The following is a 14,192-nucleotide window of genomic DNA, read 5'->3' as shown; positions in this document are numbered from 1 at the left end:
AGTGGCGTTGATTTGACTGAAAAGAAAACATTATGTAAGATTATCCTGTAATTATAATGAGGTGAATGAAATGATTGAGCGTTATACAAGAGCACCAATGAAGCGAATTTGGAGTAAGCAGAATCAGTATCAGACATGGCTTGAAGTTGAGATTGCGATTGATGAGGCATGGAATAAGTTAGGTAAGATTCCAGATGCTGACATTATTGCCATTAAAAGAAACGCGACCTTTGACGTGGACCGCATTGCACAGATTGAATCGGAAACTCACCATGATGTGGTGGCTTTTACCCGCGATGTTTCGGAGTCGCTTGGCCCTGAAAAAAAGTGGATCCATTACGGCGTTACTAGTACTGATGTTGTCGATACCGCTCAGGGACTTAGACTAAAGCAGGCTGACGAGATTCTTCGTCAGGATATTTTAACTTTAATGGATACCATTAAGCAGAAAGCCTTAAAATATAAGGATACGGTTGAAATCGGAAGAACCCATGGGGTTCAGGCGGAACCAATGACTTTTGGCTTGAAGATGGCACGTTGGTATTCAGAAATGAAACGAAACCTAAAACGATTTAACGAAGCAGCTGCCGAAGTGGAAGCCGGGAAAATTTCTGGAGCCGTTGGGACATTTGCTAACATTGACCCTCAGGTAGAGGCTTACGTATGCGATAAGTTAGGGCTACGAGCCCAAGAAATTACTAGCCAAGTCTTACCTCGTGATTTGCATGCCGAATACATTGCCACTTTGGCGTTGATTGCCACCAGTCTTGAGAATTTTGCAACGGAGATTCGTGGTTTGCAACGTTCTGAGATTCATGAAGTAGAAGAGCATTTTAATCCTGGTCAAAAGGGTTCTTCGGCAATGCCACATAAGCGGAACCCAATTGGATCAGAAAACATTTGTGGATTGGCCAGAACCATGCGTGGACTAATCACCACTGCCTACGAGAACGTTTCTTTGTGGCATGAACGTGATATTTCCCATTCTTCGGCTGAGCGAATTATTCTACCAGAGAGTACCACGCTCTTAGATTACATGCTCCATCGTTTCAACAACATTCTTTCAAATCTGGACGTGTTCCCAAAACGGATGAAGGAAAATATGAATTTAACTTATGGCCTAATTTACAGTCAACGAGTAATGCTAAAACTGATTGATAAAGGCATGAGTCGGGAAGAAGCGTACGACTTAGTTCAACCACTGACGGCTCAGTCATGGGAAAACCGCGAGTCATTTGAAAAGTTAGTTAAAGCTAACGATCAGATTAATGAACGGTTGTCTGACCAAGAGATTAACGATGCGTTTGATTATCATTACCACCTTAGACACGTTGATGATATTTTCAAACGGGTCGGATTAGAATAGGTTAAATGGAGTTGCATTAATGCATCTCCATTTTGATTGCTTTTACCATTCAATCAGTATATTATTAAAGTGAATTATGTAATTCTGGGGTGCCGAAAGGCTGAGATAATACCCATTGAACCTGATCAGGTTAAGACCTGCGAAGGGATCCGACTACACTACAAGTGTCATTTTTAATCATGTGTTGAAGTTCCCGGGGTAGATCCAGGAACTTTTTTTATTGGAGGAGATCACATGAAGATTTTAAGAGAATGGCATTTAAAGGACATTATTTTAGTTACATTGATTGGTGCTTTTTGTGGAGTGATTTTTTGGGGAACTTCATTTCTCTATAATATCTTAGCTGCGGCACTTACACCCTTTGGATTGCAGCCGTTGGCAAACGAAGCCACCTTTGGATTATGGACGCTTGCTGGACCGTTAGCAGCGTTTATCATTCGCATCCCATTTTCCGCTACCCTTGGTGAGTTACTGGGAGCCTTCGTCGAGATGATCCTTGGCAGTCAGTGGGGAATTGCTGATTTGTTATCCGGCTTAATTCAAGGACTATCGTCTGAGTTAGGATTTGCCGTATTGGGATATAAACATTATGATTGGTTAGGAATCATAAGTACGACGATTACCACCACGGTAATTACGTTTGCTTGGGATATGATCAAAAGTGGATACGCAAATTATCATTTTGGATTTTTACTCCTACTGTTTCTAACCCGGCTTGGATCGGTCTTCTTATTCAGTGGAGTGCTGACTTATTTCATCAGTCGTTTACTAGAAAAAAGTCAGGTCTTAAGCAGATAAGTCGTACCCAATATTTAATTAGGAGATGACAAAATGTCTGATTATCGAATTGAAAGTGACACGCTTGGAGACGTCAAGGTGCCAAAAGATGCTTTGTGGGGTGCTCAAACCGAGCGGAGCCGGCATAATTTTCCTGTCGGTCCCAAGTTACCAGTATTGGTAATTCGCGCTCTCATAAACATTAAAGCAAGTGCCGCCGAGGTGAGCATCAAACAAGACACCATCGATCGAAAAAAGGGTGAGTTGATTGAGCAGGGTGCCCAAAAATTATTGAGTATTTCCGATGATCAATTAATGCAAAACTTCCCGTTACACATTTACCAAACTGGATCGGGAACTCAGACTAACATGAACGTGAACGAGGTGATTGCCCACGTTGCTAATCAGATTAATCCAAAGATTAATGTTTTACCAAATGATGATGTTAATCATTCCCAGAGTTCAAATGATACGTTTCCAACGGCAATGAACATTGCAAGTCTGGTTGCCATCAATCAGCTGTTACCTGAGTTGGAGCACTTGATTGACGTTATGCATCACTTACAGAAAAAGTATTGGGATGTGGTTAAGATTGGGCGCACTCATTTACAGGATGCTACTCCAATGACATTTGGACAGGAAGTGTCGGGATGGGCTAGCACCATTCAACACGACCTTGATTTTGTGAGGGACAATTCGAAGTCACTCCTGGGTCTACCAATTGGTGGAACCGCAGTAGGAACCGGCCTTAATACGACGGAAGACTTTGATAAGGAAATGGTTCAAACCCTGGGTAATAAGTATCATGAGCCGTTTGAAGTTGAAAATAAATTTTATGGATTAGCTTCCCATTCGGCCATTACCATGACGCATGGGGCTGTGCGGACGCTTGCAACTGATCTGATGAAGATTGCCAATGACATTAAATTTCTAGCGAGTGGTCCTAGGGCTGGTTACGGTGAGATTAAAATTCCCGCTAATGAACCTGGGTCATCGATTATGCCTGGCAAGGTGAACCCGACTCAGGGTGAAGCCATGGATATGGTAGTAGCACGCATCATGGGAAATGATACGACCATCGAAGTTGCTAACACTCAAGGAAACTTTGAAATGAATGTCTATAAGCCAATTATCATATCCTGTTTTCTTGATTCCGTTCAGTCACTGACAGGCATCTTAAGCCACTTTACGGACTTGATGGTCAAAGGGATTGAAGTCAACCAAGATCGCATGGAGGAGTTGGTCCATAATTCTTTGATGACGGTAACGGCATTGTCACCACACATTGGCTATCATCGAGCAGCTGAAATTGCCAATGCTGCTTTAAAGGGAAAGACGAATCTTAGACAGGCGGCCATTGATTCAGGATACGTCACTGGTGATAACTTTGATAAATGGGTTGAGCCATTAAAAATGACTAATTATAAGCGCGAACAATGATCAAGATTATAAATAAAAAAAGGTCCAGCAACTAACGTCTCCGTTATTGCTGGACCTTTTGGGTATTTAATTACTTTTTGGAATCATTGGAGTTATTGGCATCAGAATCTTTTGAATTTTGAGGAGCACCATCAGTAGTACTACCAGTTGATTGTGGATTAACGTTACCGTTTTTGCTTCGTTTCATCATTTCTGCCATCAACATTCTGTACTGGGTCCGGTAAGCATTGTAGGCCTTCTGTGAGTCTTCCATGTTCGTTTGGGCGTCGTGAAGACGAGTCCCTAACTGTTGATTAGTGTACCCTGATAAGTTCATCTGAACGTTTAAAGTCGCGTTGTAAGCATGGGTTAGATAATGGTACCCAGATAACGTCGCCTTAGAAATCGTGCTAGCGGCGTGTTTAACCGTTGGCTGTTCACTGAAGTCGTCAATTCCGTTAACAATGGGGTCACTAATGTGTTTGTTCCAGTAGGAAATTAGTGGACCGGCAAAGAAGGCAACGATGATTGATGCAAATCCAACGGGGCCACCAGCAAGGACAGCGGCAATCAAGAAGAGGATATCTTGGATCACACGAGCCGTCTTGTACTTGATGTGTAGTCGTGATGATACAATTGGAGCAATGGCATCATAGGGGGCAACACCAAGATTAGGAGCCATGTAGATTGAACTACCAGCCGTAAATAGGATTAGTCCCAAGAAGGCATTAGCAACGATTACGAAGAAGTTAATCCCCGACGGGAAGATTTGTTGGTAAAATTGAGTGAAAATTTGAATCTCAAATCCAACTAACACCATGTTCATGATGGTTCCAATTCCGATCATGTGACGGTCAAGGAACAAGACAAACACGAAGATTACCAGGTTAGCCAGTAACTGGTACAAACCAAGTGACATGTGCAGATGGTTTGACATACCAATATTAACGGCAGTAAAAGGATCAAGACCTAAAATCTTGCTTGATCGAAGTAACGTGGCACCAAGTGATAACATGGTGATACCAACAAACGACATTAAAACTTTAAGTAATATATTAAATGTTTTACCGTACCAAGTCATTTGTGGTGCGGCAGTATTGCCTGATTGGGTAGAATTACTCATTGAATAGACTTCCTTCTTAATTTGATATTTGTATTATAACTTATTGCATACAGGATTGTAAGGGCTGGGCGGCACAAACGTATTGATACTGGCAATAAATTACAAGAGATGACTAATTTTGAAATATGTATTATAATTCTTGTTAACTTGAACTAATCATTTAAGTTGATTTTGTATTTGGAGGGATTGCTTATGAATATTAAAGTATTAAACAAGCAAGGCGCTCTACCAGTCAAAGACTGGCAACAGCGTGAAAATAACCTTTTTCGAGTTCATCAGCTAATGCACAATAAGAAACTTCAATTGAGTAAATCAGCCAGAGCAATGATTGCACCCATCTTGAAACCGTTAACTTAGTAAATTTTAGTAATTTAATTGCAAGGTGCTGCGGTTTCAACTAAAATGCAATTGTCTAGGAAGTGAGTATAATGGTTGATTCAGATTTGAAACAACAGGTCAAAGATTTATTGGCTCGTAATAAAGAGCTTAAAAGTAAAATTCAAGCTTTGACAAGTGGTACTGACATTTCAGATAAGAGCACTAGTGATTTGAAGTCACAGGTGGTCCAGTTTCAAGACGAATTAAAAAATGCTCTCGATCGAGCTACTCAGTATGAAAATAAATATAATAAAATGAGTACTGAATACATGGAATTATCAAATCAGTATCATGAATTGCAAACGCAACTTGACTCGTTAAAAAATAAATAAGTGTGAGGAGAACATTCTTCACGCTTATTTATTTGCCAAGTTAATCTCTCATGTTTATGGTCGAATGGTGAAAATATGGCAAAAAAAGAAACAGCCAAAAAGAGAATAATTGAAGGAACGTTTGAGATGCTCCAAACTAAGTCTTATCAAGAAATTACGGTGAAAGACATTTCCAAACACGTTGGGGTTTCCCGGATGACGTTTTATCGTAACTTCCATACCAAGGAAGACGTCATCGTTGGTCAATTTCAGGAAACCTTTTCAACCTTTATTAATCGTTTACTAGCGCAAAAGGTCTCTAATTTTAACGGCCTGGCAACAACTTTCTTTACGATTATTAAAGAGAATAAGCGGATGATGGATGTAATCGTTGATAATGATCTGTCTTATTTGTTACTTAAAATCTTAAAAAAATACATTACGAATTTGGTTGACGACGATATATTAGAGTTGCGCGCCAATTCATCGAAAATGCTAATTGCGTTGATTTCAGGTGGTTTAACTGAAGTTTTACTAACGTGGACAGAAGACGGGATGGAAGAGCCCGTTGAAGAATTGGTCATCTTTGCATCGAAGTACATGAACTTTAAGGTTAACTAATTTTTTAATTTAAAAATATGTATAAAAAAAGAGCTCTGCGATTGCAGAACTCTTTTTGTTTGGCTAAAATTAGTCCATTGGAGTAACGTTAGCAGCTTGGGGACCACGGTCTCCTTCTTCAACGTCCAAAGTAACCTTTTCGCCTTCGTCAAGGGTCTTGAAGCCATCCTTGTTGATAGCTGAGTAATGTACGAATACATCACCATCATCAGTAGTAATAAAACCATAACCCTTGTCAGCGTTAAACCATTTAACAGTACCTTGTTTCATAATATGAAACCTCCTAGCGCATAGCGCAATAAATTTTTCAGTGTTGCTTAGTTTGAATCTTAAAAGGAAGTCATTTCATAATAATACAAAACAAGAAACCTTAGAAACTCGAAACCATTCACACATCTATTTAAATATAACATAAATTCTACTGATGTCAATATGATAGACTTATATTAATCAATTAAAAGAAGATGAAGGCATGAAAACATTAATAATCGTTTCACACCCCAAGTTTCAGGACTCAATTACCCAGGAATTTCTAAGAACCAGTCAAGCTGATTTAGCCGATGTTACGTGGCACTGTTTAGATGAAATATATGGAAGTGATCCAATTGACGTGCAAGCTGAGCGTGACCTCTTAAATAAGGCTGATCGGATCATTTTTCAGTTTCCACTTTATTGGTATAGTGCCCCCTCATCGCTTAAAGTTTGGGAGGATGAGGTCTTAAGTCGGGCCTACACGTACGCTAATGAAGATGGCCGTTTAAAGGGCAAGAAACTCGGAATCGTGACGAGTGTGGGCTACCCTAAATCATCGTTTGCGGTGGGTGCTAGTCAATCCTTTAGTATTTCTCAAATTATGACACCATACGAAGCCCTTGCTAGACAAGCAGGTATGAAGTTTATGACACCACTTGTGATTTCGCAATTTGGGTACATGTCGGATGATGAGAAAAAAAAGTTGCTTGTTGACTACCAGATGTATTTGACAGCTAAGTATCCCTTTAACTTTAACGAACGTGAGACGTGGATGGCTTTTCAACTAAAGAAATTGGCAACTGGAAGTATGAAATCACATAAGCAGGATCTGGATTTAATTATTAAAGAAGTGGAAACCAGTCAAGATAATTTAAATGACTTAAAGGAACAAATTAACCTAATTCGGAATCAGGAGGAAGACTAATATGGATGATAATGAAGAATGGACGACTAATAAGATTAATGAATTAATTAAGACCCAGACGTCATTTATTAATCGTTCACTGTTATATGGATGTAAACAGTTAGTTAAAGAACAGGCCAAAAGAAATGAGCAGGCTGAAAATGAAATTGATGGGAGAAGTTGGAGTCCCGAAAAATGGTAAGGACTCTTTACGTTGATGGTATTGACAACAAAAGGGACCCGTCGTTAAAGACGAGCCCCTGTGGTAAGGTTTGATTTAAAAGCTCCGTTTTGGGAGCTTTTTTATTTATAATACTAAATTCGTTCGCTTCGGTCTGAAATAATGTATTGGTTTATTAAGGCTGCCAGAATCGAACCGACAAGTGGTGCTGTTAGATAAAGCCATAGTGATTTTAATGCTAATCCACCAGCAAAAATAGCGGGGAACAATGATCGGACGGGATTCATTGAAGCGCCGGTTAACTTACCACCAACAATTACCAAAACAAAGATGGTAAAGCCGACGGCAATTGGTGACTGAATGGCATACATATTTGTTTTAGAATGGTTTAAGACTAGGATCACAATTAACAAAGTGGTGGTCAGTAGAACTTCGGTGAAGAAAGCAATTGGAGCGGAGATGTGGGGGAAGACCGTTCCACCTAAATAATTAGTGCTAACTTCCTTGTTCCAACTTTCACCAGTCTTGTTAAGCAGTGAGACGTAGGTTAAAACGACACAAATTTCACCTAAGAGACCGCCGACTAGTTGACTAATTACATAAATAATCGCCTCTTTTCCGGGCATTCTTTTAGTTAAATACATGGTAAGGGTTACGGCTGGATTTAGATGAGCTCCTGAAAGTGGTCCAGTGGCATAAACCAGAATGGATAAGGTGAGACCCCACCCAACCGACGGACCTAACTGGTCAGCGTACGGTCCGCTGAAAATGATGAGGCCTGTTCCTAAATAGATTAATAAGGCAGTCCCAACCAGTTCACCAAAGATTTTTAATTTCATTATTAGGTTCCTCTTTGAACTTCGGCCACGTCATTGATGATTTTAAGAAAGGTATCTGAAGATAATGAGGCTCTTCCAATCAGCAGTCCGTCGATATTTGGTAATGAAAAAATGGCTTTGGCATTTTCTGGGGTGACTGCTCCACCGTATTGAATCCTGATCTTTTCGGCAGTGTCATTTCCGAAAATAATCTTAAGGGAGGTGCGAATCACCCGTGCTGCATGTTCAATCTCCGCTAATGAGGCTGTTTTAGCAGCACCGATGGACCACGATGGTTCGTATGCAATGACTAAATGTTCAGCATCCTTTTTGTTGATGCCAGCAAATGAAACGGCAATTTCGGTTAAGGGTGACATCTCCAGATCATCAGGATTATAGGTTGAGGTATCTTCTGAGATTGCCACTACCGGAGTGAGGTGATTGCGAAAGCTGCCCATGATTTTTAATCCAATTGTACCGTTCGTTTCTTTAAACATCTTGCGGCGTTCATAGTGACCAATTATAGAACCATTGATTCCAAGGTCTGATAATGCAACCGGGGACGTTTCTCCGGTGTACGGACCTTCGTCGGCCCAGTGCAAATTTTCGGCAAAAACTTCGATGGGCTCTTTTTGGGATTGAATGAACTGAACCATTTTATAAAGGTAGACGTTTTGAGCCGCAATGCCAACTCGAACGAGGTTTTTATCAGGCAACTTACCTTCTAATGATTTTAAGAAGTCCTCAATATCTTTGCTGGTTTTGTTCATTTTCCAATTTGCTAAAATAAGTGGAATTCGATTACTCATTGAGACTAGCCTCCTTTAGTTTCTTTAATTGAGACTGATGGCGGATCTTAAAGTATTCCCTGGTCATGTTTTCTTTAGTTGCTCGATCCCAGCCTAATTGGCGGCTCATTTCATCGATGACCGGCCTCTCGATTTGATCGGTTTTCTCAGAATCAAATAGGAGGTAGTTCGTTCTTCTAAGTAAGAAGTCGATTGGACGACTGATCATTTCGTGATCAATTGAGTAGTGAAGAACACTTGTTTCTGCCAAAGTTAAACCTGGCGCAGTGACGCCACTGGCAACGTAGTTAGCGATTAAGGGAGTGTTTGATCCAAACAGGTTGGCAATCGCCATGGCTTCCTTGGTGCTTAAGCCGCGGTTGACTAAGGTAGAAGCATAACTTTTAATGTTGCCATTAACGTCGTTTGAATCGAAGTGGCCACCAGAGATTTGGTAATTTTTAGAGTCAATTAATGAAACAGGTTGATCAAATTTTTGTTCCAGTTCTTTTTTGACGAGTTTCATCGTGTCTTCGCCCATTAGCCGGTAATCAGTTAATTTACCGCCAGACACGTTGATGACACCGTCGACCAGTTTGATTTCAAATCCACGTGAAACACTTGAAGCACTTTGGTCGTTTGAAACTACCGAATGAACGTAATTGTTAACGTCGTTGTGGTCAATCTGTTGGTTAAAGTATTGATTGATTTTAGTGTCTAAGTGGTGCAGATCGTCGTCATTTAAGTTTTTGTGCGTGGTATTCCCGTTATAATCACCGGATTCAATCAAAGGACGAATGCCAGCCCAGCTTGCTTCTATATCGTTAGTCGTTAAGTTAGCGTTTGGGAAGTGTTGGTTAACGGCCTTTAAGAGATAGTCAACATCTTTTTGATTAACGGTTGGGTTGCTGTAATCACCATCGTAATCCGTGTCCGTCGTTCCAAAGTAAGTTTTTCCAAATCTTGGGATGATAAAAATCATCCGACCGTCGTCTAACCCAGAGTCTAAGTAAACGGGGAGGGGCACCTTAAGTTTGCTTTGATCAACTACTAAGTGAACTCCCTTGGTAGGTCTGATTTTTTGCTTATGATCGTAATCAAACATTTTAACAATGCCATCGTACCAAGGGCCTGCCGCATTGATGACGATTTTGGATTTAATTGGAAATTCGGTGTTATCTTCTCTATCAATCACGTTTACAATCTTTTGATTGTGATCGTTTTCGATGTTGACTGCTTTAACGTGACTAACGGCAACGGCACCATCACTGACTGCTTGTTTAATGTTTTCGATTGTGAGGCGCGCATCGTTATTTTTGTAATCAAGATAGACTCCCATCCCAACTAAATGATTGTGGTTTAGGTGGGGTAATTTTTTCTCTGCATCCGCTTTTGACAATGTTTGGTGTGCAAAGGGACTGTCTTTTGAAACGTTGGCTAAACGATCGTAAATGGCCATGGCGACTTCTGCGCTTAACGGGGTGAAAGTGTCATCCTTATTATCGTAAAGTGGCAGTAGCATTTTGGAAGGACGAGGGATGTGTGGAGCGATATGTTGCACAATGGCTCGTTCCTTGACGGTGTCGTTTACGACGTCGATATCAAAAGTCTTGAGGTAGCGGATTCCCCCATGAACGAGTTTGGTCGAACGACTACTGGTTCCTTCAGCAAAATCCTGCATATCAATTAAAGCGGTTTTGAGACCCGAAGCAGCGGCCTGAACGGCAATGCCTGCTCCAGTGATGCCACCGCCAATGATTGTGACGTCAAAATCATCATTTTTAAGTTGATCAATATCTTGGTTTCGGTTTTTATACGAAAAGTTATTCATTTTCATTCTCCTGAGGCTTAAATGATTCAGTTGCCTTAACTGCTTGTTTCCAGCCCGAATATAAGCTTTCTGCTTCATCTTTTTCCATGTTGGGATTGAAAATGGTTGGCTCAGGCTGAAGCTTTTTAAGTTCATCAATACTCTTCCAGAATCCAATGGCTAGTCCGGCTAAATAGGCAGCACCACGTCCTGTCATTTCAATGTCTTTTGATCGCACGACTGAGGTCTCTAAAAGATCGGATTGAAATTGCATTAAATAGTTATTTAACGAGGCTCCCCCATCAACATGGAGGTTGGTGACTGGCATATTAGTATCATTTACCATGGCACCCACAACGTCCCGACTTTGATAGGCAATGGACTGTAACGTTGCCTTAACAAAGTCATTTTTGGTGGTTCCACGTGATAAACCGAAGACCGCACCACGCGCGTCTGGATTCCAGTACGGAGCACCTAATCCAGTGAATGCTGGGACGACATAAACCTCGTTGTGATTATTAGACTTGTTGGCTAGATTTTCGGTATCGGGAGCCGTTTTAACTAACTGCATGCGATCCCTTAGCCACTGGATGGCGGAACCAGCAATAAACACGGATCCCTCCAAAGCGTAGGTAATTTGACCACCAATTCCATAACCAATCGTGGTTAATAAGCCGTTGTGTGAGTATTTGGGCTTTTTTCCCGTATTCATCACAATAAAGGAACCGGTGCCATAAGTGTTTTTAACATCACCGGAATTAACCGCTAAGTGACCAAACAGAGCGGCTTGTTGATCGCCTGCGATTCCAGAGATGGGAACCGAAGCACCAAAAAAGTTTTCCGGCAGACTCTTACCAAAGACTCCCGATGAGTCTTTGACTTCTGGAAGCATGACTTTAGGAATATTGAGAATGTTCAATAATTCTGGATCCCAGTCGAGATTTTCGATGTTATATAGCATGGTTCGAGAAACGTTCGAATAATCAGTCGCATGAACTTCACCGCCCGTTAGTTTCCAAAGTAACCAACTGTCGATCGTACCAAACAGAAGTTCACCATTTTCGGCTCGTTCCTGGGCACCAGAGACTTGATCCAAGATGTATCTGATTTTAGTGGCAGAAAAATACGCATCGATAATTAAGCCGGTTTTCTTTTGCACCATGCTTTTATACCCGGCATCAATCATTGTTTTGGCTATTGGGGCAGTTTGACGTGATTGCCACACAATGGCCTTAGAAATGGGCAATCCACTTTCTTTGTCCCAAATTACGGTGGTTTCTCGTTGATTAGTAATTCCGATACTAGCGATCTCATTCGGATTAATCCGGCCCTTGATAATGGCGGTTGCCATCACGGCTTGGGCGGTTAACCAAATTTCGTTAGCATCCTGTTCCACCCAACCGGGTTCCGGGAAATACATGGTTAATTCTTTTTGATCGCTAGATACCACGTTTGCGTTTTTATCGTAAATGATAGCGCGAACACTGGTGGTTCCTTCGTCAATTACTAAAATATATTTTTTCATTTTGTCTATCACTTCTTACTTTCACAAATAAACCATATTTCACATAATTATTAAATGTGCCATTTTCCTAGGATTCGCTTGATGGCAGCATTCATAAACTAAAGAAAACGTTTTCTTTAACGGTTAGTATACTACCAATATCAAATTTCACAATAAAAACATCCTGGATAATATCCGGCTTTGAGTAAGAAAATGAGTAATCACGTGGGTTAACGTTCGTTAAACTTTATTCATTTTATTATATGTAGTTGATGAATGAACTGATGGAATAAAAAAAGGATTCACATTTTTAGATAAATGTGAATCCAGATGGATTAATTATTTTGATAACGGGTATGAATTAGGCTTTGTTTTCTGATCCAAAGACTCCAATCCGGTCTAGGCACATGTTTTTAAGCGCGTTGGTTCCAGCCTTTAAGAAGATTCGGGGGTCATAATTTTTTCCTTCGAGGTCTTTATCAGAGTGGACGTAGTCACGCATTGCTTGGTGGAAAGCTAATTGTCCCTCAGTATTGACGTTGATCTTAGAGATTCCTAATTGAATGGCCTTTTTGATTTGGTCATCAGGAATTCCAGAGCCGCCATGGAGAACCAATGGGATTTGCTTTCCCGTATTATCATAAAGGGCTTGGTCGATCTTTTTTAGATGAGCAAAGTTTAAACCCTTCCAGTCCTTTGGATACTTACCGTGGATATTACCGATGCCAACTGCCAGCATGTCTACGCCAGTCTCGGCCATTTTGACGGCTGAATCAACTGGTGCAATTTCACCATCAGCAATTACGCCATCTTCTTCACCACCAATGGTTCCGACTTCGGCTTCGACACTAACGTCTTCTGCGTGTGCTAACTTAATTAGGGTCTTGGTTTTTTCGAGGTTTTCGTTTAATGGTAAGGCAGACCCGTCAAACATGATTGAAGTGAACTTGATTCCAAGGGTTTTAATGGAGTCGTAGTAGTTTCCGTGATCGAGATGGATTGAGACCGGCACCGTGATGTTTAACGCATTGTGCATATCCACAATCAAATCATAGGCTAATCTAAAACTGCCCATGTAGTTGGCCGCACCAGAAGTAACCTGCATAATGACCGGTGACTTGGCTTCTTCACATGCTTCTAAGATGGCTTTCGCCCATTCGAGGTTGTTGACGTTGAATGCCGGAACGGCATAGTGTTCTTTTCGAGCTTTATCTAACATTTCAGTACTGTTTGTAATCATTTTATTTTCTCCCTTATTCCCAATTTTCTTTTTGAAACGTACTTACATTTCCGTGGACGACGTATTTTGGATTTTGATCATTGGCCTGATTGACGGCATCAATCAACTGGTTAGTTTGATTGCCATATTGGGCAATTTTAATCAAGAATGGAACTAGATCATCTTTCCAAGTCAATCGTTTATCAAATCCGTATTGGATCCACACACTGTTGGTTTTGGTGTCGTTCCAAGCACTGGCACCATGATACGGACGATCATCGATCAGAATTCCACCAACGTAGTGAACGAGACTCTTATCGTGAGTCATTGTGATTTTTTTGTAAAAGGGGCTTCCTTTTTCTTGACCAAAGTAGCGTTGAATCCACGCTACCTTATCCTGCCAAGCACTTGGATTGCTCCACGGAGCAGTAGTGAGGATGTACAAATCATAATATTTTTTTAGTTGATTAACACTTTCAATCGCATTTTCGGTCGGATCAAGATCCTTAAAGATGCCGGGGATCCGATCAGGACGAGCTCCGGTTGGTAATGATTTCGCCCGTTGGTTTAGAACAGGGATGGTATTAACTAACACGTTATCCATGTCTAAAAATAACTTTATTGGTTTGTTTGCTTTCATGAAACATAAGATTCCTTTCCTTTTTGATCAATAAATTAATAATCAAAATTATTTAAGCTTGGATAATTAGAACATACCACA

General features: G+C 40.7%; 16 protein-coding genes and 1 riboswitch. Of the genes, 8 read left to right on the top strand and 8 right to left on the bottom strand.

The window, feature by feature from the left end; translation table 11 throughout:
* The first annotated feature begins 70 nt into the window (after nucleotides 1–70).
* The 3 genes from purB (at nucleotide 71) to AC6UC9_RS01005 (ending at nucleotide 3,583) form a co-directional block, all read left to right on the top strand.
* The gene (gene purB / locus AC6UC9_RS01015) at nucleotides 71–1,366 is read left to right on the top strand and encodes an adenylosuccinate lyase (RefSeq protein ID WP_500700855.1); all 1,296 of its coding nucleotides are present in this window, start codon (nucleotides 71–73) and stop codon (nucleotides 1,364–1,366) included.
* Between the two features lie 75 nt (nucleotides 1,367–1,441).
* A riboswitch (TPP riboswitch) is annotated at nucleotides 1,442–1,533 on the top strand.
* 67 nt (nucleotides 1,534–1,600) lie between these two features.
* Entirely contained in the window at nucleotides 1,601–2,164 is a 564-nt protein-coding gene (locus tag AC6UC9_RS01010) for an ECF transporter S component (RefSeq protein ID WP_500700854.1), read from the top strand.
* Between the two features lie 33 nt (nucleotides 2,165–2,197).
* Nucleotides 2,198–3,583, top strand: a complete 1,386-nt coding sequence (locus AC6UC9_RS01005; protein ID WP_500700853.1) for a class II fumarate hydratase — start codon at nucleotides 2,198–2,200, stop codon at nucleotides 3,581–3,583.
* A gap of 70 nt (nucleotides 3,584–3,653) precedes the next feature.
* Here AC6UC9_RS01005 and AC6UC9_RS01000 read toward each other — a convergent pair whose 3' ends face one another.
* Nucleotides 3,654–4,685, bottom strand: a complete 1,032-nt coding sequence (locus AC6UC9_RS01000; RefSeq protein WP_500695320.1) for a YczE/YyaS/YitT family protein — start codon at nucleotides 4,683–4,685, stop codon at nucleotides 3,654–3,656.
* Between the two features lie 192 nt (nucleotides 4,686–4,877).
* Here AC6UC9_RS01000 and AC6UC9_RS00995 point away from each other — a divergent pair, with 192 nt between their 5' ends.
* The 3 genes from AC6UC9_RS00995 to AC6UC9_RS00985 all read left to right on the top strand — a co-directional run bounded on the left by AC6UC9_RS00995 (nucleotide 4,878) and on the right by AC6UC9_RS00985 (nucleotide 5,995).
* Entirely contained in the window at nucleotides 4,878–5,042 is a 165-nt protein-coding gene (locus AC6UC9_RS00995; RefSeq protein ID WP_500693440.1) for a hypothetical protein, read from the top strand.
* Nucleotides 5,043–5,113: 71 nt separating this feature from the next.
* Nucleotides 5,114–5,395, top strand: a complete 282-nt coding sequence (locus tag AC6UC9_RS00990) for a hypothetical protein (RefSeq protein ID WP_500693441.1) — start codon at nucleotides 5,114–5,116, stop codon at nucleotides 5,393–5,395.
* Nucleotides 5,396–5,470: 75 nt separating this feature from the next.
* Nucleotides 5,471–5,995 carry a TetR/AcrR family transcriptional regulator gene (locus AC6UC9_RS00985; RefSeq protein WP_500695318.1) on the top strand — a complete coding sequence of 175 codons (525 nt, stop codon included), beginning with the start codon at nucleotides 5,471–5,473 and terminating at the stop codon, nucleotides 5,993–5,995.
* A gap of 69 nt (nucleotides 5,996–6,064) precedes the next feature.
* On the opposite strand, the gene AC6UC9_RS00980 is transcribed toward AC6UC9_RS00985, so the two are convergent.
* Nucleotides 6,065–6,265: a cold-shock protein gene (locus AC6UC9_RS00980; protein ID WP_010022560.1), complete on the bottom strand. Its 201-nt coding sequence runs from the start codon at nucleotides 6,263–6,265 to the stop codon at nucleotides 6,065–6,067.
* A gap of 202 nt (nucleotides 6,266–6,467) precedes the next feature.
* Here AC6UC9_RS00980 and AC6UC9_RS00975 point away from each other — a divergent pair, with 202 nt between their 5' ends.
* Together AC6UC9_RS00975 and AC6UC9_RS00970 are read left to right on the top strand one after the other, a co-directional pair.
* Entirely contained in the window at nucleotides 6,468–7,172 is a 705-nt protein-coding gene (locus AC6UC9_RS00975; protein ID WP_500693443.1) for an NAD(P)H-dependent oxidoreductase, read from the top strand.
* 1 nt (nucleotide 7,173) lies between these two features.
* Nucleotides 7,174–7,353, top strand: a complete 180-nt coding sequence (locus tag AC6UC9_RS00970; RefSeq protein WP_500696474.1) for a hypothetical protein — start codon at nucleotides 7,174–7,176, stop codon at nucleotides 7,351–7,353.
* A gap of 113 nt (nucleotides 7,354–7,466) precedes the next feature.
* Here AC6UC9_RS00970 and AC6UC9_RS00965 read toward each other — a convergent pair whose 3' ends face one another.
* From AC6UC9_RS00965 to AC6UC9_RS00940, 6 genes are all read right to left on the bottom strand, one after another.
* Nucleotides 7,467–8,171 (bottom strand): MIP/aquaporin family protein, encoded by a 705-nt coding sequence (locus tag AC6UC9_RS00965; RefSeq protein WP_500693445.1) that lies wholly within the window; start codon nucleotides 8,169–8,171, stop codon nucleotides 7,467–7,469.
* A 2-nt stretch (nucleotides 8,172–8,173) separates the two neighbouring features.
* Complete coding sequence (gene tpiA, locus AC6UC9_RS00960) at nucleotides 8,174–8,959, bottom strand: triose-phosphate isomerase (protein WP_500700852.1); 786 nt, start codon at nucleotides 8,957–8,959, stop codon at nucleotides 8,174–8,176.
* On the bottom strand, nucleotides 8,952–10,769 hold the full coding sequence (locus AC6UC9_RS00955) for an FAD-dependent oxidoreductase (RefSeq protein WP_500700851.1): 1,818 nt from the start codon (nucleotides 10,767–10,769) through the stop codon (nucleotides 8,952–8,954). The genes tpiA and AC6UC9_RS00955 overlap by 8 nt, the downstream gene beginning before the upstream one ends.
* A complete protein-coding gene (glpK, locus tag AC6UC9_RS00950; protein WP_500693448.1) occupies nucleotides 10,762–12,273 on the bottom strand; it encodes a glycerol kinase GlpK in 1,512 nt (503 codons plus the stop codon). The genes AC6UC9_RS00955 and glpK overlap by 8 nt, the downstream gene beginning before the upstream one ends.
* 340 nt (nucleotides 12,274–12,613) lie before the next feature.
* Nucleotides 12,614–13,492: a class II fructose-1,6-bisphosphate aldolase gene (gene fba, locus AC6UC9_RS00945; protein ID WP_500700850.1), complete on the bottom strand. Its 879-nt coding sequence runs from the start codon at nucleotides 13,490–13,492 to the stop codon at nucleotides 12,614–12,616.
* 13 nt (nucleotides 13,493–13,505) lie between these two features.
* Entirely contained in the window at nucleotides 13,506–14,111 is a 606-nt protein-coding gene (locus tag AC6UC9_RS00940; protein WP_500695304.1) for a 5' nucleotidase, NT5C type, read from the bottom strand.
* Nucleotides 14,112–14,192 lie beyond the last annotated feature (81 nt).

The organism is Fructilactobacillus sp. X7R4C1 (assembly GCF_059901115.1).
Note: the sequence above shows the minus strand (reverse complement) of the source record. Positions and strands in the feature narration are given on the sequence as shown.